Annotated in this window: 21 protein-coding genes; 13 read left to right on the forward strand and 8 right to left on the reverse strand. The window is 72.0% G+C overall.

All coding sequences use genetic code 11. The features are described 5' to 3' along the window. Positions 1-82: 82 nt before the first annotated feature. Positions 83-352, forward strand: a complete 270-nt coding sequence (locus ACIP37_RS30255) for a DUF1876 domain-containing protein (RefSeq protein ID WP_063346968.1) — start codon at positions 83-85, stop codon at positions 350-352. After that, complete coding sequence (locus tag ACIP37_RS30260; RefSeq protein WP_363585639.1) at positions 349-552, forward strand: hypothetical protein; 204 nt, start codon at positions 349-351, stop codon at positions 550-552. Before ACIP37_RS30255 ends, ACIP37_RS30260 begins: the two co-directional genes overlap by 4 nt. Before the next feature lie 105 nt (positions 553-657). On the opposite strand, the gene ACIP37_RS30265 is transcribed toward ACIP37_RS30260, so the two are convergent. From ACIP37_RS30265 to ACIP37_RS30280, 4 genes are all read right to left on the reverse strand, one after another. After that, a complete protein-coding gene (locus tag ACIP37_RS30265; RefSeq protein ID WP_363585638.1) occupies positions 658-1098 on the reverse strand; it encodes a PPOX class F420-dependent oxidoreductase in 441 nt (146 codons plus the stop codon). 36 nt (positions 1099-1134) lie between these two features. After that, positions 1135-2745: a cytochrome bc complex cytochrome b subunit gene (locus ACIP37_RS30270; protein WP_363631386.1), complete on the reverse strand. Its 1611-nt coding sequence runs from the start codon at positions 2743-2745 to the stop codon at positions 1135-1137. A 236-nt stretch (positions 2746-2981) separates the two neighbouring features. Continuing rightward, entirely contained in the window at positions 2982-4511 is a 1530-nt protein-coding gene (locus tag ACIP37_RS30275; RefSeq protein ID WP_363585636.1) for an MFS transporter, read from the reverse strand. A 171-nt stretch (positions 4512-4682) separates the two neighbouring features. Next, on the reverse strand, positions 4683-5360 hold the full coding sequence (locus ACIP37_RS30280; protein WP_363631384.1) for a TetR/AcrR family transcriptional regulator: 678 nt from the start codon (positions 5358-5360) through the stop codon (positions 4683-4685). Between the two features lie 237 nt (positions 5361-5597). On the opposite strand from ACIP37_RS30280, the gene ACIP37_RS30285 reads away from it, so the two are divergent. Continuing rightward, entirely contained in the window at positions 5598-6179 is a 582-nt protein-coding gene (locus ACIP37_RS30285; protein WP_400811444.1) for a Uma2 family endonuclease, read from the forward strand. Positions 6180-6299: 120 nt separating this feature from the next. Beyond that, positions 6300-7088, forward strand: coding sequence for a VOC family protein (locus ACIP37_RS30290; protein WP_363585633.1), 789 nt, complete (start codon positions 6300-6302; stop codon positions 7086-7088). A gap of 3 nt (positions 7089-7091) precedes the next feature. On the opposite strand, the gene ACIP37_RS30295 is transcribed toward ACIP37_RS30290, so the two are convergent. Next, a complete protein-coding gene (locus ACIP37_RS30295) occupies positions 7092-7628 on the reverse strand; it encodes a hemerythrin domain-containing protein (protein WP_400811446.1) in 537 nt (178 codons plus the stop codon). A gap of 80 nt (positions 7629-7708) precedes the next feature. Then, positions 7709-8305: a TIGR03086 family metal-binding protein gene (locus ACIP37_RS30300; protein WP_400811448.1), complete on the reverse strand. Its 597-nt coding sequence runs from the start codon at positions 8303-8305 to the stop codon at positions 7709-7711. A gap of 183 nt (positions 8306-8488) precedes the next feature. Here ACIP37_RS30300 and ACIP37_RS30305 point away from each other — a divergent pair, with 183 nt between their 5' ends. Both ACIP37_RS30305 and ACIP37_RS30310 read left to right on the forward strand, forming a co-directional pair. Next, positions 8489-9058 (forward strand): DoxX family protein, encoded by a 570-nt coding sequence (locus tag ACIP37_RS30305; protein WP_363585630.1) that lies wholly within the window; start codon positions 8489-8491, stop codon positions 9056-9058. Between the two features lie 313 nt (positions 9059-9371). Further along, a complete protein-coding gene (locus ACIP37_RS30310; protein WP_363585629.1) occupies positions 9372-11603 on the forward strand; it encodes a M9 family metallopeptidase in 2232 nt (743 codons plus the stop codon). 128 nt (positions 11604-11731) lie between these two features. Here ACIP37_RS30310 and ACIP37_RS30315 read toward each other — a convergent pair whose 3' ends face one another. Next, positions 11732-12493 (reverse strand): protein phosphatase 2C domain-containing protein, encoded by a 762-nt coding sequence (locus ACIP37_RS30315; RefSeq protein WP_363585628.1) that lies wholly within the window; start codon positions 12491-12493, stop codon positions 11732-11734. A 157-nt stretch (positions 12494-12650) separates the two neighbouring features. Between ACIP37_RS30315 and ACIP37_RS30320 the strand changes: the two genes are divergently transcribed. The 6 genes from ACIP37_RS30320 (at position 12651) to ACIP37_RS30345 (ending at position 18609) form a co-directional block, all read left to right on the forward strand. Continuing rightward, entirely contained in the window at positions 12651-13778 is a 1128-nt protein-coding gene (locus ACIP37_RS30320; RefSeq protein WP_400844807.1) for an LLM class flavin-dependent oxidoreductase, read from the forward strand. Next, on the forward strand, positions 13775-14398 hold the full coding sequence (locus tag ACIP37_RS30325) for an FMN reductase (protein ID WP_400844809.1): 624 nt from the start codon (positions 13775-13777) through the stop codon (positions 14396-14398). Before ACIP37_RS30320 ends, ACIP37_RS30325 begins: the two co-directional genes overlap by 4 nt. A gap of 309 nt (positions 14399-14707) precedes the next feature. Beyond that, positions 14708-15742: a Dyp-type peroxidase gene (locus tag ACIP37_RS30330; protein ID WP_400844812.1), complete on the forward strand. Its 1035-nt coding sequence runs from the start codon at positions 14708-14710 to the stop codon at positions 15740-15742. Between the two features lie 28 nt (positions 15743-15770). Then, a complete protein-coding gene (locus ACIP37_RS30335; protein WP_350884446.1) occupies positions 15771-16568 on the forward strand; it encodes a family 1 encapsulin nanocompartment shell protein in 798 nt (265 codons plus the stop codon). Between the two features lie 235 nt (positions 16569-16803). Beyond that, positions 16804-17589 (forward strand): electron transfer flavoprotein subunit beta/FixA family protein, encoded by a 786-nt coding sequence (locus ACIP37_RS30340; protein ID WP_363585624.1) that lies wholly within the window; start codon positions 16804-16806, stop codon positions 17587-17589. Between the two features lie 57 nt (positions 17590-17646). Beyond that, positions 17647-18609, forward strand: a complete 963-nt coding sequence (locus ACIP37_RS30345) for an electron transfer flavoprotein subunit alpha/FixB family protein (protein ID WP_400844815.1) — start codon at positions 17647-17649, stop codon at positions 18607-18609. Between the two features lie 71 nt (positions 18610-18680). On the opposite strand, the gene ACIP37_RS30350 is transcribed toward ACIP37_RS30345, so the two are convergent. Then, a complete protein-coding gene (locus ACIP37_RS30350; protein ID WP_363585622.1) occupies positions 18681-19115 on the reverse strand; it encodes a hypothetical protein in 435 nt (144 codons plus the stop codon). A 162-nt stretch (positions 19116-19277) separates the two neighbouring features. Between ACIP37_RS30350 and ACIP37_RS30355 the strand changes: the two genes are divergently transcribed. Continuing rightward, the coding region (locus tag ACIP37_RS30355) for an acyl-CoA dehydrogenase family protein (RefSeq protein ID WP_380488116.1) at positions 19278-19483 on the forward strand (206 nt) is incomplete at its 3' end.

Here is a 19483-nt window from a genome sequence, read left to right on the forward strand (position 1 = left end):
AACTCGCCCCCGGTCCGCCTGCCCTGGTGTTCACGGTGGGTGCGGCGCACTCTGGAGGAGTAACCGATGGAGGTGATCCGCCATGCAGACTCTGGTCGGTTGGCACATCGAGATGGAGTTCCGCGAGGACGGCCCGCGCACGACCGCCGCGGCCATGCTGCGGCTGCGCGACGGCAGGGAACTACGGGCCCACGGCTACAGCAGCCGCCACCCCTCGGACCCGGAACAGCTGCGGGTCGGCGAGGAGATCGCGGGGGCCAGAGCCCTCAACGACCTGGCCTCGCAGCTGCTCACCAAGGCCCACGGCGAGATCCAGGAGGTCAGCCCGGTCCCGACCCACCCGTTGACGTGAGCGCCCCGCACCCGGACGGCGGCCACGCCGGCGGCCGGGAGCACCGTCCGCGCATCCCGCTGATCTGCCCGCGCTGCGGGCACGAACAGCAGGTCGTGCCCGGCGGCCCCGACCGGGCGGTCAGGGTCGTGCACGTGGCGACGGGCCGGGAGGCGTGCGAACCCGGGGACCTGGCGAAGGCGCCGGACGACGGGCCCTGACAGCGCTCCCCGGCAGCGCGAACGCTTCACCACGCGAACGGCGCCGGGGGCCGGGCCGGTCCGTGCCCGGTCCTGCCCCCGGCGTCATCAGGTGGCCCGACGGGGTCAGTTGACGCAGTACGTCGTCGGCAGCTGCCACTCGGGCCCGACCAGCCGCTGCTCCAGCTCGTTGAGCGTGATCCGGATGCCGACCGTCCCGGCCAGTCCGACCCGGAACCGGCTGCGGGCCAGGGCGATCAGCGCCGTCAGGCCGTACTTGTTGATCAGCGAGGTGCGGTAGCGGGCGGTGTCGTCCGGGTCGCAGAGCCGTGCGCGGGCCGGCACCGGCCGCCCGGTCGGGCGCCCGTGGGAGTCGCACGGGCCGACCAGCACCCGGGGGTGGCGCCGGATCCGTTCGGCCTCGCCGGAGTGGGCCGGGGTCCAGACGCCGAGCGCCGTGCCGTCGGGCACCACCCAGATCTGCGAGTCCTGGCGGGTGCCGTCCTCGCCGAAGGTGGTGAGCAGGAGGTATCTGTTGTCGGCGAGCTGGTCGGATCGGTCGTGCATCTGTCCTCCCTCTGGCGTGGGGACCGGGGCCGTGGGTCAGTGCCCGTGGCCCTCGGTGATCTCGCGGTACTCCTCGGCGGTGGGCTTGGCGATCCGGGCGTGTTCGCCGTGGAATCCGCGGGACAGCCGGGCGCGGGTGCGGGTGAGCACGCCCGCGCTCCGGGCGACTCCATTCTCGTCGACGGGGGCCGGCAGTTCGAGGGGGCGGGGCTGCTCGTGTGCGGTGAGCCGGTGCAGTTCGGCGGGCGCGAGCCCGGCGTGCACCTCGGTGAACTCGCCGTGCGGCAGGCGCTTGACGACGCCGGTCTCGCGTCCGTGCAGCACCTTGTCGCGGTCGCGGCGCTGGAGGCCGAGGCACCAGCGCTTGGTGATGACGAAGACGGCCACCGGGACGGCGAAGAAGCCGATCCGCACCGCGTAGGTGATGGTGTCGAGCGACAGGTGCAGATGGGTGGCGATGAGGTCGTTGCCGCCGCCGGCCAGCATCACCAGGTAGAGGCTGATCCAGGCGGCGCCGAGCGCGGTGCGGACGGGCGCGTTGCGCGGCCGGTCCAGCAGGTGGTGTTCACGCTTGTCGTCGGTCACCCAGCTCTCGACGAACGGGTGGACCGCGATCGCGCCGAGGATCACCGGGAACAGCGTGAACGGGATCAGCACGCCGAGGTTGAGGGTGTGCCCCCAGAGCCCGACCTCCCAGCCGGGCATCACCCGGATCAGGCCCTCGGCGAAGCCCATGTACCAGTCGGGCTGGGCGTCGGTGGAGACCTGGTCGGGGCGGTACGGGCCGTACGCCCAGATCGGGTTGATGGTGGCGACGGCGGACATCAGCGCGACGATGCCGAAGACCAGGAAGAAGAACCCGCCGGCCTTGGCCATGTAGACCGGCATCAGCGGCATGCCGACGACGTTCTTCTCGGTCTTGCCCGGGCCCGCCCACTGGGTGTGCTTGTGGTAGAAGACCAGGATCAGGTGCGCCACCAGCAGGCCGAGCATGATGCCGGGCACGAGCAGCACGTGGACGGTGAAGAACCGCGGGATGATGTCGTGCCCGGGGAACTCGCCGCCGAACAGGAACATCTGGAGGTAGGTGCCGACCAGCGGGATGGCCAGCAGCACGCCCTCGATGAACCGGATGCCGGTGCCGGAGAGCAGGTCGTCCGGGAGCGAGTAGCCGAAGAAGCCGTCCAGCATGCCGAGGAAGAGCAGCAGGAAGCCGAAGACCCAGTTGACCTCGCGCGGCTTGCGGAACGCGCCGGTGAAGAAGACCCGCATCATGTGCACGAACATGGCCGCGACGAAGACCACGGCGGCCCAGTGGTGGATCTGCCGGATCAGCAGCCCGCCGCGGACCTCGAAGCTGATGTCCACCGTCGAGGCGTAGGCCTGCGACATGGGCACGCCCTTGAGCGGCACGTACGAGCCGTCGTAGATCACCTCGCCCATGGAGGGCTTGAAGAACAGGGTCAGCCAGACGCCGGTCAGGATGATGATCAGGAAGGTGTACAGGCAGATCTCGCCCAGCATGAAGGACCAGTGGTCCGGGAAGATCTTGCGCAGGTTGGCCCTGGCCAGGGTGTGGATCCCCAGCCGGCCGTCCGCCCAGTCGACGGCCCGCCGCCCCCGTCCTGGGTTCTGATTCCGGGTCATGTGCACGCACCTCGGTCGGAAGGAAGTGGGGATAGTTCCCCGCTTCTCGCTGGGGCCACCATAATCGGGGAGCGGTCCCCACTTCTACCCGGGGTCGCTGTGATCCAGACCCCGAATGGCCGACCCCGGAACCGTCGACCCCGGAACCGTCGACCCGGAACGGCGAGCGGCCCGCCCGGAGCCCCAGGAAGGGGACACCGGACGGGCCGCGTACGCACCCGAGCAACCCGCAGGCGTCAGTGCACCAGCACCGGCACCTCGTCGTTCTTCGCCGCACCGGCACCCGACGCCGACGCCGCGTCCGGGCGACCGGCGTTCACGAGGGTGAAGGCGATCGCGGAGGCCGCCACCAGGATCCCGAAGGACACCCAGATCGCGGTCGTGAAGCCGTGCACCATGCCCTGGAACTGCAGGGTCTGGGCGGCGGCCGGCGACGCGGCCGCCGCGGCGGCCGCGTGCGAGGCCAGCCAACTGGTGGTGGCACTGGCCGCGATGGTGTTCAGCAGCGCGGTGCCGATGGCGCCGCCGACCTGCTGCGAGGTGTTGACCATCGCCGAGGCGACGCCCGCGTCGCGCGGCTGGACGCCGTGCGTGGCCAGGCTCATCGCCGGCATGAACGCGGTGCCCATGCCGAGGCCCATCAGGACCAGGCCGGGCAGGATCAGCATCGGGTAGGAGGTGTCCAGGCCGATGTTGCTCAGCAGCAGCATGCCGATCGAGGCGACCAGGAAGCCGGGGGCCATCAGGAACCGCGCCGGGACGCGGGTCATCAGCCGGGCGCCGATCTGGGTCGAGCCGGTGATCATGCCCGCCACCATCGGCAGGAACGCGACGCCGGTCAGCACCGGGCTGTAGCCGCGCACGAGCTGCAGGTAGTAGGTCAGGAACAGGAACAGGCCGAACATGCCGATCACGGCCAGGCCGAGCGACAGGTACACCCCGCCGCGGTTGCGGTCCAGCACCACGCGCAGCGGCAGCAGCGGGGCCTTGACCCGGCGCTCCACCAGGACGAACGCGGTCAGCAGCACGGCGGCCGCGACGAACAGCGCCAGCGTGCTGGCGGCCGTCCAGCCGCTGGACTCGGCGCGGGTGAAGCCGTACACCAGCGAGACCAGGCCGGTGGTCACCAGCAGCACGCCGGGGACGTCCAGCCGGTTGCGGTTGCGGCCCTCGGCGGGCTCGCGGATCACCAGGACGGCGCCCGCGGCGGCGACGATGGCGAACGGGACGTTGACGAAGAAGGTCCAGCGCCAGTTCATGTACTCGGTCAGCAGGCCGCCGAGGATCAGGCCGATCGCGCCACCGCCACCGGCGATCGCGCCGTAGATACCGAAGGCCTTGGCGCGCTCCTTGGCCTCGGTGAAGGTCACCGCCAGCAGCGACAGCGCGGCCGGGGCGAGCAGTGCGCCGAACACGCCCTGGAGGGCGCGGGCGCCGAGCAGCATCGCGGTGTTGGCCGCGGCGCCGCCGAGCGCGGAGGCGAGGGCGAAGCCGGCCAGGCCGACCACGAAGGTCCGCTTGCGGCCCCAGAGGTCCGCGATCCGGCCGCCGAACAGCAGCAGGCCGCCGAAGGCCAGCGCGTAGGCGGTGATCACCCACTGGCGGTTGCCGTCGGAGATGCCCAGGTCCCGCTGGGCGGACGGAAGGGCGATGTTCACGATGGTGGCGTCCAGGACGACCATCAGCTGGGCGAGGCCGATGAATATCAGCGCCTTCCAGCGCCGGGGATCGGGCAGCGTCGCCGGTCGGGCGTCGGTTTCAGGCATGGGGGTACTCACTTCACGGTGCGTGGCGTGCGACAAGGGTCGACCGCCGTACGGGGACGGCTGGTCGCCGTACGGGGCGTCGGTGCGGGGCGTGCGGGGATCGGCTCCTGGCGGGCCGGTGGTCGGCCTGGTCCGGAGGGTCGGTCGGTCGGTCGGGGTACCGCTGGTGGGTCAGTGGTGGGGTTGGAAGTCCTCGAAGGTCGCGGCCCGGCCGGGCAGCACCGAACGGGCCGGCGTGCGCAGCCCGTCCAGGAACAGCTGCAGGTGCCGGTGGACGAAGTCGTCGAGCAGTTGGCAGGACGTCCCCGGCAGCGGCCGGGTCAGCTGGCTGATCGCGATGAACAGGTCACCGTGGTCGACGTCCGCCCGCAGTTCACCCGCCGCCCGGGCGCGCTCCATCAGACCGCCCACGGCGGCCGTCAGACGCTCGCGGGCCTCGGTGAGGTCCGGGTCGAACGGGTCGACATGGCTGGTGAACATCGGGCAGAGCGCGCCGAGCTTCTCCGCGACGGTCGCGTGCGCGAACCGCTGCAGGGCGTCGAACGGGACGCCGTCAGGGGCGTCCGCCTCGACCGTCGCCGTCTCGGCGAGGGCCAGGATACGGCTCTTGACGAGCAGTGCCACCTCGCGGACCAGCGCCGAGCGGTCCGGGAAGTTCCGGTACAGCGTGGCGTTGCCGACCCCGGCCCGCTTCGCGATCTCGTCCAGCGGCACGTCCGCGCCGTGCTCGACGAAGGCGTCGCGAGCCGCCAGGACGATCCGCTCCCGGTTGCGGGTCGCGTCAGCGCGCAGCTTGGGCGCACGGACGTTCTCCACGGGTCGGACCGGCTCGGTGGCGGCGGTGGTCACGGCGACTGCTCCTTCAGGATACCGGGGAAGTTCTCCCCGCTTCTGTCTACGAAAGACCAAACGGGGATTCCTTCCCCGGAAATTTCGCCTTTCCATGTGACCTGGGTCACATTTACCCGCTCTGGTGTGACCGGGAGGGCCGGGCGGTGGGCGCTATCGTCGGAATCCAGATGGCCCGTGACCACTTGCCGGTGTGTTCGTTGCACCACAGGGTGCCCAGGCGAAGGAGGAAAGCCCGTGACCGCGATCTCCGACCGCCCGCAGATGCTGCCCGAGGAGTTCGAGGAGTTCGCTCGTCTTCTGGCTCGAACTGCCGAACGCATCCGGCCGGAGCTCATCAACGGGAAGCTGGGGGTCAAGCCCGTGCCAGGCGGCGACCACGGCCGAATGATTCAGTGGCTGCTGCGGATCTGCATTCAGGCTCGGCCTGAGCTCTATCTGCACGATCAGGGGCTGAAGATCCAGGGCTACCGTGGCAGTTTTGCCCGCCCGGACGGCACGTTGGCGCACGCAGACGCCTTCGTCGGCACGGCGGAGTGGGCCGAGACCAGCGGCGTGCTGATGGTCGCCGAGGTCACCTCCTGCGACTCCGATACCAATCAGCGGGACCGTGTCGAGAAGCCTCGGGCCTATGCGGAGGCCGGCATCCCCGTCTACCTGTTGATCGACCGCGACTCCGCCGAGGTCACCGTCCACAGCCAGCCCGACGGCGTCCGTTACGAGACCGCGCAGATCCTCCCGTTCGGCAAGACCGTCCACCTCCCCGAGCCGGTGGGGATCTCGCTGGACACCGAGCCGCTCAAGAACTGGGTGTGCTGATCCCGGCCATGCCTCCCGGAACGCGCTACGCCCTTCGGCCTAGGCTGTGGGCGTCCCGGGCGGCCGGTGGGCCGTGGGAGTCGGGAGGGGCCCGGCGGCCGGGTGGCGAGGAGGTCCGCGATGGGCAGCGGTGAGACCGCCGAGGTGCGCTGCGTGGCGGCCGTTCCGTGCTGGGTGAGCCTGACGGCCCGGGACCTGGAGGGGGCGAAGGCGTTCTACGGGCCGCTGCTCGGCTGGGAGTTCGAGCCGGGGCCGGACCGCTTCGGCCCGTACCTGCACGCGGTGACCGGCGGGGAGGCGGTGGCCGGGCTGGGGGTCGCGGGCAGCGACTGGGCGATGCCGGTGGCGTGGACCAGCTACTTCGGTACGGAGAGCGCGGACGAGGCCGCCGACGCGGTGCGCGAGCGCGGCGCGACCCTGGCGGTGGGCCCGCTGGCCTTCGACGCCGGGCGGGTGGCCTTCGCGGCGGACCCGGCCGGGGCGGTGTTCGGCATCTGGGAGGGCCCGCTGGGCCGGGCCCGGCGGCTGGACCTGCCGGGCGCACCGGTCTGGATCGAGCTGCGCACGCCGGACCCGTTCGCGGCGGCCCTGTTCTACGGGCAGGTGTTCCGCTGGGACGGCCGTGACCCGGAGCGGTTCGACGTCCGCTGGGAGCACGACCGGGTGGTGCTGCGGGCGGAGGGCCACAGCGTGGCCGCGCTGGCGCGGGAGCAGGCGGGCGGTGCGGCGGGGCTGCCGCCGCACTGGGAGGTGTCCTTCGCCGTCCCGGACGCGGACCGGGCGCTGGCCCGGGCCGTGGAGCTGGGCGGTTCGGCGGTGGGAGCCGCCTTCGACTCCCCGTACGGGCGGGTGGCCCGGTTGCAGGACCGGGAGGGCGGCCGCTTCGCGGTGATCAGCCCGAAGAACTGAGGCTCACGGCTCGGCGGTGCCTGCCTCGGCGGTGCCTGCCTCGGCGGTGCCTGCCTCGGCGGGCCCGGTGGCCTCGGCGTCTTCGGCGTCTTCGGCGGTTTCCGCGCGTTCGGCCCGCAGCCGGTCGCCGAGCGCGGCTCGGGTGGTGGCCGGCAGGGCCTTGCGGGCGGCCGGGAAGAGCTGCTTCTCCTCGACGGCGAGGTGGCGCCGCAGGGTGTCGGCGAGGCCGCGCAGCAGGGTGTCGAAGGCCGGGTCGGCCGGGCCGAGCCCCTGGAGGTCGGAGAGGTACTGCCCGATCGCCAGGTGCTCGTGGATGCTGCCGAACACCAGCGCCCCGCCGTCCGGCACGTCGTGCTGCACGAGCGGGAAGAGGTGTTCCTCCTCGGCCGCGCAGTGGGTGAACAGCAGGTCGGTCAGCCGGGCCAGCAGGTCGGTGCGCTCGGCGGCGCCGGTGGGTGCCTGCTCGATCCGGTCGAGCAGCTCGGTGACCGCCCGGTGGTCGGCGGTGAACTCGCCGAGGATGTCCGGCCTGCGGCTCATGGCGTGCCCGCCTCTCGCACGGATCGCGGCCCCCGCTCCTTCCAGTATCCGGCGTCCGGCACCACGCCGGTCGCCGCAGGTCAGGGCCGGTCGCGCCGCCCGGTGAGGGCGAGCAGGCGGGTCTGCGGACCGGCGTCGTCGGGGACGGGCAGGGGCGGGTCGAACTGGCCGCTCCCGGAGAGGTCCCCGTAGCCGGCGAACTCGCCGAGGGCGAAGTCGACGAGTTCCGCCGGGAGCCGGGTGCGCCGTCCGATGGCTTCGGCGAGGTCCCAGCTGTGGATGACCAGGTCGGTGGTGAGCTGGTCCAGGTAGTACTGCCCGGAGACGTCCCCGAAGGAGAGGTGGACGGTGAGTTCGGTGGCGCCGGGGACGGCGAAGGCGTCCCGGGCGGCGTCGGCGGCTTCCGTCCAGGTGGTGACCGGGTCGTCGCCGAGGACGTCGCCGTCGAAGCGGCCGCCGACCTCGGAGATGGTGGCGCCCATCAGCAGTTCGGGGATCCACAGCTGTTCGCCGGTGAGGTGGTTGACGAGCTCGCGGACGGACCAGCCGGCGCACGGGGTGGGGGCGTCCCACTGGCGGGGGGTGATCAGCCGGACGCGTTCGCCGAAGGCGGCGAGGGCCTCGGGGTAGGGCGTGCCGGGTTTCGCGGTCCGCCGGTGCTGCCTGCGTTGAGCCATGTCTCCACCCTGCCCCGGGCGGGGTCCGGCCCGCGAGTTGTCCACGATGCGTCAGTTGTTCAAATTCGAACTCCAAGGTACGGTCGAGGAGTGGCCGGTTCAAATTTGAACAACAGCCGCGGGACGACCCGCCCGGCCGCGCCACCACACCCCTACGACCGATCCCGATCGATGGAGACGCGCATGCCGAGCAGCAGCCCGAGCACGACCGCCCCCACCACCACCGTCCTCCCGGGCCGGGTGACCCCCGACTCCGCGACGACCTCCCCGCACGCCTACGACGCCGGACTCCTGCTCCTGCGCCTGGCCCTCGGCCTGACCATGGCCGCGCACGGCAGCCAGAAGCTGTTCGGCTGGTTCGGCGGCGGCGGGATCGACGGCACCGGTCAGTTCTTCACCATGAGCGGCTACCCGGCGGGCAACGCCATGGCCGTGGTCGCGGGCCTCACCGAGACGCTCGGCGGACTCGCCCTCGCCGTCGGCCTGCTGACCCCGCTGGCGGGCGCCGCGATCGTCGGCACGATGGTCAACGCGATCGCCGTCACCTGGGGCGGCGGCTTCTTCGCCCCGAAGGGCAGCGAGTACGAGCTGCTCCTCACGGCGGGTGCCGCCGCGCTCGCCCTCACCGGCCCGGGCCGCTACGCCGTGGACCGCTTCCTGCCGGTGCTGCGCGCGCACCGGCTGGCGTACGGCGCGGCGGCGGTCCTGGTCGGCCTGGTGACGGCCGGCGTGATCCTGCTGCTGCGGAAGTAGTCGAGCGGGGCGTCAACCCCCAAACGCAGGGGCCGTGGTGGCGATTCGCCATCACGGCCCCTGCGTCGTTCCCCCGCCAATCGCTCACATGAGCGGGGCTATCCAACGTCATGTGATGTGTGCCATGGTACATGTCACACTCCCCACCGTGTGCACGACGGAGCCGCCCACGAGGCGCCGTCGCCAACGGTCCTCACCACCCCACCGGCCGCACCCCCAATGCGGCCGACGACGGCCCGGAGGCCCCCACGTGAGTTCCGCGCGTCTGCTGCGACTCCCACAGCTGGCAAGGCTGTTAGTACTCGCCCTGACCATGTTCCTGACGATCGGCCTGTTCGCCCCGCAGAGCAAGGCCGCCCCCGCCGCCGCTCCCGGCGGCGGCGCGTCCGCCCCCACCACCCCCGCCGGACCGGCGCCGCAGCCCGCCGCCGGCGCCCCCGAACGCGGCCACACCGACCGGCAGTTCGCCTCTGCCGACCAGCGAGCCCCGCTCCCGCTCGACACCCGGCCGGCCGAGGCCCGGCCGACCGCCAAGGCCTTCGCCCTCGGCGCGGCGGCCGCACAGCCCTGCAATGTCGGCGACTTCACCGGCCGGACGGGCGGCGACCTGGTCCAGCACATCAAGGCCGCCGACATCCAGTGCATCAACGGGCTCTTCCAGCTCACCGGCGCGGACGCGAGGGGCGCGTTCCGTGAGGAGCAGATGACCACCGTGGCGTACGCGCTGCGCGACGCGTCCGGCAGCTACCCGGGCGACAACTCGACCTCCGTCGAGCAACTGGTGCTGTACCTGCGCGCCGGGTACTTCGCGCAGTGGTACCACAAGGACGACGTCGGCACCTACGGCACCGCCCTCCAGACGGCGATCCGCTCCGGGCTGGACGCCTTCTTCGGCGGCGCGCACGTGCGGGACGTCGCCGCGGGCAACGCGCCCATCCTGGGCGAGGCCGTCACCCTGATCGACAGCGCGCAGGAGAACATCCGCTACCTCCCGGTGGTCAAGCAGCTGCTGAACGACTACAACAGCGCCACCTGGAACCCGGCCGGCATGGCCTGGGCGGTGAACCCGGTCTTCACGGTGCTGTTCCGCGGCCACCAGGTGACCGGCTTCGACGCGGCGGTCGAGGCCGACCCGAGCGTGCTGGACGCGCTGTCCGGCTTCGCGACCCGCAACAACGACCAGCTCGGCGGCGACTTCGGCGTGCTGGTCTACAACGCGGCCAAGGAGCTGACCCGCTTCCTGAAGGACACGGCGCTCCAGCCCAAGGTCCGTCCGCTCGCCAAGTCGCTGGTCGCGCAGTCCGCGCCGAACGGTCGCACCGTCTACCAGTGGGCCGCGGTCGCGGACGGGGTCGGCTACTACGACGCCGCCAACTGCGCCTACTACGGCACCTGCAACGCCTCCGACCAGCTCAAGGCGGGCGTGCTGACGGTCAACTACACCTGCAGCCCGAGCATCAAGCTGATCGCCCAGGCGCTGGACAACACCCAGCTGGGCACCGCCTGCACCAGCCTCACCGGCCAGGACGCGTACTTCCACTCGGTGGTGCGCGACAACGGTCCGGTCAAGGACGACAGCAACACCACGATCGAGGTCGTGGTCTTCCACTCCTCCTTGGACTACCAGGTGCTGGCCGCGGCCATCTACGGCATCGACACCAACAACGGCGGCATGTACCTGGAGGGCGACCCGGCCAAGGCCGGCAACCAGCCGCGCTTCCTCTGCTACGAGGCCGAGTGGGCCCGCCCGTCGTTCGAGATCTGGAACCTCAACCACGAGTACACCCACTACCTCGACGGCCGGTTCGACATGTACGGCGACTTCAACGCCGGCATGACCACCCCGACCGTCTGGTGGGTCGAGGGCTTCGCCGAGTACATCTCGTACTCGTACCGCAAGGTGACCAACGACGCCGCCATCGCGGCGGCCGCCCAGCACACCTACAAGCTGAGCGACCTCTTCGACACCGCCTACGGTGACCAGGACCGGGTCTACCGCTGGGGCTACCTCGCCGTCCGCTACATGCTGGAGCAGCACCGCGGCGACCTGGACTCCGTCCTCGCCAAGTACCGCGCGGGCGACTGGGCCGGCGCCCGCACCCTGCTCAAGACCACCATCGGCACCCGCTACGACGCCGGCTTCGACAGCTGGCTGACGGCGTGCGCCAACGGCGCCTGCGCCTCCGGCGGTGGCACGCCCACCCAGCCGCAGCTGCCGGAGTGCGCCGGCACCGACATCCGCAAGCTGGACGCCAACTGCGCCCGCAGCAACATCGCGGCGACCACCGGCAACTACGCGCACTTCTACCTCCTGGTGCCGGCCGGCACCAAGCAGGTGAAGGTCACCACCAGCGGCGGCACCGGCAACGGCGACCTCTACTACAACCCGGCCTCCTGGGCGTACACCGACGCCAGCACGGCGCACTCGGCGGGGCCGGACAACTCCGAGACCCTGACGATCACCAACCCGCCGGCCGGCTACGTCTACTTCAGCCTCTACGCCCAGCAGGGCTTCAGCGGGGTGAGCGTCACGAGCGAACTCTGACCGGACGCTCGTCGAGCGACCGAACACGGACAGGTGACCGCCCCGGCGGAGCGCTTCGGCGCCCCGCCGGGGCGGGTCCGTTCCCGTCGGCGGCCAGGTGTACTGACCACGGAGGTCGGTGACAGGGCCTATTCGCCGATCCGGACCAGCGCCAGGGTGATGTTGTCCGGCCCGCCGGCCGCGATCGCCGCCTTCCAGAGCTCGAACGCGGCCCTCCCGTCGGCGCGGTCGGAGCCGTCGTGCGGCCGGGCGAGCAGCGCGGCCAGCTCCTCCTCCGGCACCGGGTCGGTCAGGCCGTCGCTGCACACCAGGTAGCGGTCGCCGGCGGCCAGCGGTGCGGCGCGCACGTGCGGCTCGACGAAGGTCAGTCCGAGCGAGCCGCCCAGGGTCTGGGTGACCACCGAGGTGGTGCGCCGGCCGGGCGGCAGCGGCGGGCTGTCGTCCACGCTCACCCGGCGCAGCCCGTCCGGGGTGACCTGGTAGACCCGGCTGTCGCCCACGTTGAAGGCCACCGCCCGGTCGGGCAGCAGTACCAGGCCGGCCACCGTGGTGCCCATCGCGGCCAGCTCGGGTTCGCCGGCGGCGGCCGCGTACACCGCCCGGTTGCACTCCTGGAGTTCCTCCCGGACGGCCTCCTCGCCGTCCAGTCCGGTGCCGTCGGCGGCCAGCCGGCGGGCCACCAGGGCGCTGGCGACCTCGCCGCCGGGGTGGCCGCCCAGGCCGTCCGCCACGGCGACCACGCAGGGCGGGCCGAGCGGGAACAGCAGGGTCTGCGGGTTGCCGGTCACGGTGGCGCAGAGTGTCCACGGCCCGACCGTGAGGCTGTCCTCGTTGTGCTGCCGCACCAGGCCCTCGTGGCTCAGCGCGCTCACCGCGATGTACGTCGCCATCGGTTCGCCGCCCTTCCGGAGCCCCCCCTCAATTGTGGGCGGGAATAACGATCCGCACCCGGGTGCTAAGGTGGTTGAAAGTTTAACGATCCGCCCCGAGAGCCCCGTGCGCCCCGAGCGCCCGGGCGAGGGGCCGACCTGGAGTGTGGTGAGCAGCATGCAGTTCGGAATCTTCACCGTCGGCGACGTCACCCCCGACCCGACCACCGGCCGCACCCCGAGCGAGCACGAGCGGATCAAGGCCATGGTGGCCATCGCGCGCAAGGCCGAGGAGGTCGGCCTCGACGTCTTCGCGACCGGCGAGCACCACAACCCGCCGTTCGTCCCGTCCTCGCCGACGACCATGCTCGGCTACATCGCCGCGCAGACCGACCGCATCATCCTCTCCACCTCGACCACGCTGATCACCACCAACGACCCGGTGAAGATCGCCGAGGACTTCGCGATGCTCCAGCACCTCGCCGACGGCCGGGTGGACCTCATGATGGGCCGCGGCAACACCGGCCCGGTCTACCCGTGGTTCGGCAAGGACATCCGCCAGGGCATCCCGCTCGCGATCGAGAACTACGCGCTGCTGCACCAGCTGTGGCGCGAGGAGGTGGTGGACTGGCAGGGCCGCTTCCGCACCCCGCTGCAGTCCTTCACCTCCACCCCGCGCCCGCTGGACGGCGTCGCGCCGTTCGTCTGGCACGGCTCGATCCGCAGCCCGGAGATCGCCGAACAGGCCGCCTACTACGGGGACGGCTTCTTCGCGAACAACATCTTCTGGCCCAAGGAGCACTTCCAGAAGCTGATCGCCCTCTACCGCGAGCGCTACGCCCACTACGGCCACGGCACGCCCGAGCAGGCGTACGTCGGCCTCGGCGGGCAGGTGTTCATGCGGCGCAACTCGCAGGACGCGGTGCGGGAGTTCCGCCCGTACTTCGACAACGCGCCGGTGTACGGGCACGGGCCCTCGCTGGAGGAGTTCACCGAGCAGACCCCGCTGACCGTGGGCAGCCCGCAGGAGGTCATCGAGAAGACGCTGGCCTTCCGCGAGTCCTTCGGCGACTACCAGCGCCAGCTGTTCCTGATGGACCACGCCGGCCTGCCGCTGAAGACCGTGCTGGAGCAGCTGGACCTGCTCGGCGAGGAGGTCGTACCGGTGCTGCGCGAGGAGTTCGCCAGGAACCGCCCGGCCGCGGTGCCGGACGGGCCGACGCACGCCGCGCGGGTCGCGGCCCGCGACGAGGAGTCCGCCGACGGGAAGTCCGTCGACGGGGAGATCGTGGAGGTGGCCAAGTGAGCGCGTACCGGCTGGTGGTGGTGAGCGCCGGGCTGAGCAAGCCGTCCTCGACCCGGCTGCTGGCCCACCGCCTCTCCGAATCGACGATCCGTCAACTGTCCGATGACGGACGGCAGGTGGACGTCACGGTGGTCGAACTGCGCGACCTGGCCACGGAGATCGCCCACCACTTCGTCACCGGCTTCCCCGGCGCGGCGCTGCGCGGGGCGATCGACGCGGTGACCGGGGCGGACGCGGTGATCGCGGTGACACCGATCTTCACCGCCTCCTACAGCGGCCTGTTCAAGTCCTTCTTCGACCTGGTCGACCACGACGCGCTCACCGGCAAGCCGGTGCTGATCGCCGCCACCGGCGGCACGCCCCGGCACTCGCTCGCCCTGGAGCACGCCGTCCGGCCACTGTTCAGCTACCTGCGCGCGGTGGTGGTGCCGACCGCCGTCTACGCGGCCACCGACGACTGGGGCGCGGCGGGGGACGGGCTCACCGACGGCCTCCCGGGCCGGATCGACCGCGCGGCGGGCGAACTGGCGGCACTGCTGGCCGGCCGCGGCCCGGCGGCGCCGGCGCTGCCCGAACAGGTGGTGCCGTTCGCCGAGCAGCTGGCGGCCCTGCGGGTCTGACAGCCGGGGTGGAAGGGGCGGGCGCGTGACGGCGCGTCCGCCCCTTCCGCGTGCCCACCGGCCGCGGGCGCCCCCGAACGGCCTCGGCGGACGGCGCGTCCGGGAGGGCCGTTCGGGGGAGTGCCGCCCGCGCCGAATGGTCCGCTATGGGGTGTAATCGTACGCATGATCAGATGTCCGTTGGTCCGTCACGCCGCTGGTCCGTCACACCGTCGGCCCGCCCGGTCGGCGGCAGCCGCGGCACGCTGACCACCGGCCATGAGCGGGACGCCGCCCGGCCTCCCGCGCCACCGTGGAGGAACCCTCGCCATGCAGGCCGAACCGCAAGCCGTGCTCTCCCCGCTGACCAGCGCGGCGGTCTTCCTGGTCCTCACCGTCGAGCCCGGCGGCGAGGACGCCGTCCGCGACCTGCTGCCCGACCTCGCCGGGCTGCGCCGCGCGGTCGGCTTCCGGGTCCCCGAGGGGGGCCTCACCTGCGTCACCGGCGTCGGCTCGGACGCCTGGGACCGGCTCTTCGACGGCCCCAGGCCGGCCGGCCTGCACCCCTTCCGGGAGGTGGCCGGCACCCGTCACCGGGCCCCGGCCACCCCCGGTGACCTGCTGCTGCACCTGCGGGCCGCCCGGATGGACCTCTGCTTCGAGCTGGCCGGCCAGCTCACCGGCCGGCTGGCCGGGGCGGCCACCGTGGTGGACTCCGTCCAGGGCTTCAAGTACTTCGACGACCGGGACCTGCTCGGCTTCGTCGACGGCACCGAGAACCCCGAGGGCCGGGCCGCCGAGACCGCCGCCGTGGTCGGCGCCGAGGACCCGGACTTCACCGGCGGCAGCTACGTCATCGTCCAGAAGTACCTGCACGACCTGGACGCGTGGAACGCGCTGAGCGTCGAGGACCAGGAGCGGGCGGTCGGCCGCACCAAGCTCACCGACATCGAGCTCGACGACGCCGTCAAACCGGCCGACTCGCACGTCGCGCTCAGCACCGTGACCGGGCCGGACGGCGAGGAACGGAAGATCGTCCGCTACAACATGGCCTTCGGCTCGTTCGACCGCGGCGGCGAGTTCGGCACCTACTTCATCGGCTACGCGCGCGATCCCGAGGTGACCGAGGAGATGCTGCGCAACATGTTCGTGGGCCGCCCGCCCGGCACCACCGACCGGCTGCTCGACTTCTCCACCGCCGCCACCGGCTCGCTGTTCTTCGTCCCGACCGCCGACTTCCTCGACGCCCCGCCGCCCGCGCCGTCGGCGCCCCCGGTGCGGACGACTCCGCCCGCTCCGCCCGCGCCGAGTGCTCCCCCCGCGAGCGGCTCGCTCGGCATCGGCAGCCTGCGCGGCACGCCCTGAACCGGACCTCCCGACAAGGACCCGCACCATGAACAACCTGCACCGCGACCTCGCCCCCGTCTCCGCCGCAGCCTGGGCGGAGATCGAGGAGGAGGCCCGCCAGACCTTCAAGCTCCACATCGCCGGCCGCCGCGTGGTCGACCTGAACGGCCCCGACGGCTCCACCCTCGCCGCCGTCGGCACCGGCCACCTGACCGGCATCGAACCGCCCGCCGACGGCGTCCAGGCCCACGCCCGCGCCGCCCAGCCGGTGGTCGAGCTGCGCGTCCCCTTCACCGTCCGCCGCGAGGCCGTCGACGACGTCGAGCGCGGCTCCCGCGACTCCGACTGGCAGCCGGTGAAGGACGCCGCCCGCACCATCGCCCTCGCCGAGGACCGCGCCGTCTTCGAGGGCTACCGCGCCGCCGCCATCGAGGGCATCCGAGCCGGCTCCACCAACCCGCCGGTCCAGCTCCCCGAGGACGTCCGCGAGTACCCCGAGGCGGTCAGCCGCGCCCTCACCGCGCTGCGCCTGGCCGGCGTCGGCGGCCCCTACTCGCTCCTGCTCGGCGCGGACACCTTCACCGCCGTCAACGAGACCAGCGACCACGGCTACCCCGTCCACAACCACCTCGCCCGCCTCCTCGACGGGGACATCATCTGGGCCCCCGCCATCGAGGGCGCCCTCCTCCTCTCCACCCGGGGCGGCGACTTCGAACTCTTCCTCGGCCAGGACGTCTCCGTCGGCTACCTCTCCCACGACGCCGACACCGTGCGGCTCTACCTCCAGGAGTCCCTCACCTTCCGCGTCTACACGGGAGAGGCCGCCGTGGTGCTGGCCGCCTGAGGGCGTCCTGAGGCCCAGCACACACCGGGAAGGGTACTGAGTTCCTTTACCAGGGGTACTGAGTGCCGTATCCTCTTCACGGAGCCTCCGACACCAGTCGAAGAGCGCCGACACGGTATGCCGGTCCAGGTGGCGCCCACGGCGCGCAGGGCGCGGCCGGGCCGGGATTGGCACTCAGTACCCTCGGCATGACGTGAGGCCATCGACCAGCGCGACCGTGACAGGAGAACCACTCATGAGCTTGAGGATCGTCGTCTGTGTGAAGTACGTGCCGGACGCGACGGGTGACCGTCGGTTCGCGGACGACCACACCACCGACCGGGAGGGTGTGGACGGCCTTCTGTCGGAGCTCGACGAGTACGGCGTGGAGCAGGCGCTGCGGATCGCGGCGGCGAACGAGGGTGCCGAGGTGACGGTGCTGACGGTCGGGCCGGACGACGCGAAGGACGCGCTGCGCAAGGCGCTGTCGATGGGTGCGGACAAGGCCGTGCACGTGAACGACGAGGACATCCACGGTTCGGATGTGATCGGGACGTCGGCGGTGCTGGCGAAGGCGTTGGAGAAGACCGGGTTCGACCTGGTGATCGGTGGGATGGCGTCGACGGACGGTTCGATGGGTGTGCTGCCGGCGCTGCTGGCGGAGCGGCTCGGCGTGGCGCAGGTGACGCTGCTGTCGGAGGTGTCGGTCGAGGGCGGTGTGGTGCGGGGCCGTCGTGACGGTGACGCGGCGACGGAGCTGGTGGAGGCGGCGCTGCCGGCGGTGGTGTCGGTGACGGACCAGTCGGGTGAGGCCCGGTACCCGTCGTTCAAGGGGATCATGGCGGCGAAGAAGAAGCCGGTCCAGTCGCTGGACCTGGACGATCTGGGCATCGAGGCCGACGAGGTCGGTCTGGCGGGTGCGTGGACGGCGGTGGAGTCGGTGGCGGCGCGTCCGGCGCGGACCGCGGGCACGGTCGTCAAGGACGAGGGCGAGGGCGGCAGGCAGCTCGCCGGCTTCCTCGCCGACCAGAAGTTCATCTGAGCCGGCCCGGCCGAGCCACCCACCCCCTGCCACAGCGAAACACGGAGACATTGAGCAATGGCTGAGATTCTCGTCCTGGTGGACCACGCCGACGGTGCGGTCCGCAAGCCGGCCCTCGAACTGCTGACCCTGGCCCGCAGGATCGGCGAGCCGTCCGCGGTCGTGCTCGGCGCCGGTGTCGCCGCCGCCGACCTCGCGGCCAAGGCCGCCGAGTACGGCGCGGCCAAGGTGTACGTCGCCGACGGCGCGGAGTTCACCGACCAGCTGGTCGTCCCGAAGGTGGACGCCCTCACCCAGATCGCCAAGGCCAACGACGCCGCCGCCGTCCTGGTCACCTCCTCCGGCGAGGGCAAGGAGATCGCCGCCCGCGTCGCACTGCGGCTGGGCTCCGGCATCATCACCGACGCCATCGACCTGCGTGCGGGCGACAGCGGCCCGATCGCCACCCAGTCGGTGTTCGCCGCCTCGTACACCGTCGACTCGCGCGTCAGCAACGGCGTGCCGGTCATCACCGTCAAGCCGAACGCGGTGGCCCCCGAGGCCGTTGCGGGCGCGGGCGCGGTGGAGAACGTGGCGGTGGAGTTCACCGGCAACGCGGCCAAGGTCACCTCGCGCACCCCGCGGGTCTCGACCGGCCGTCCGGAGCTGACCGAGGCCGCGATCGTGGTCTCGGGCGGCCGTGGCGTCGGTGAGGCGGCCGGCTTCGGCGTCGTCGAGGAGCTCGCGGACGTGCTGGGCGCGGCCGTCGGCGCCTCGCGTGCCGCCGTCGACGCGGGCTGGTACCCGCACAGCAACCAGGTCGGCCAGACCGGCAAGCAGGTCTCGCCGCAGCTGTACGTGGCCAACGGCATCTCCGGCGCCATCCAGCACCGGGCGGGCATGCAGACCTCGAAGACCATCGTGGCCGTCAACAAGGACCCGGAGGCCCCGATCTTCGAGCTGGCGGACTACGGCGTGGTCGGCGACCTGTTCGCCGTGCTGCCGCAGCTGACCGCCGAGGTGAAGGCCCGCAAGGGCTGATCCCCGCACACGGCAGTGGGAGGGCGTGGCACCGGGTACCCGGTGCCACGCCCTCCGCCGTGCGGTGGACGCTATTCGGCGAAGGCCGCGAGGTGCTGGGTGAACCCGCCCTGGACGGGCGGCAGCGGGCGCGGCTCGACGTCCACCGGCGGCTGCGGCCCCTCCATCGGCAGCAGCCGCAGCTCGGGCTGGTCGGAGCCGGGGGCGGACAGCAGCCGCACCCGCGTCCCGACCGGGACGGTGCTGCGCAGCCCGTCGACGATGCACCAGACGTCGAAGCCCTCGGCCATCCGGATCAGGGACTTCTGGCGGACCAGCGGCGTCCGGGCCTGCTCGACCTCGCAGCGCCGGACCACGCCGGTGCCCTCGCTGGGCTCCAGCCGCAGCTCGGTGGAGCCGCAGGTGGGGCAGAGCAGCCGCTGGAAGGTCGGATTGCAGCACCACGAGCAGCGCTGGAAGTACAGCGTGGTGCTCCGGGTGTCGGCATCGATGGCTGAGTGGACCACGCTGTCATCTCCCTGCGCTCGGACCGGCTTGTTCGGCAGAAGTTCGGCAGAAAAAAGGATAGGGAACTCAGTGCCGCCATGTGAAGGCACTGAGTTCCCTTTTTGCCGCGTGGGTGCATAATGAAGGGTACTGAGTACCGTCGTGAAACAGGAGTGGCGATCATGAGCCAGGAGTTCGATCTCTTCCGTATCTCCGAGGAGCACGAGATGCTCCGTGAGGCGGTGCGTTCGCTGGCCGAGGCGAAGATCGCTCCGTTCGCGGCGGAGGTGGACGAGCAGGGGCGGTTCCCGCAGGAGGCGTTGGACGCGTTGCGGGGGAGTGACCTGCATGCGGTGCACGTGCCGGAGGAGTTCGGTGGTGCGGGGGC

Source organism: Kitasatospora sp. NPDC088861 (assembly GCF_044750105.1).
GTDB lineage: Bacteria > Actinomycetota > Actinomycetes > Streptomycetales > Streptomycetaceae > Kitasatospora.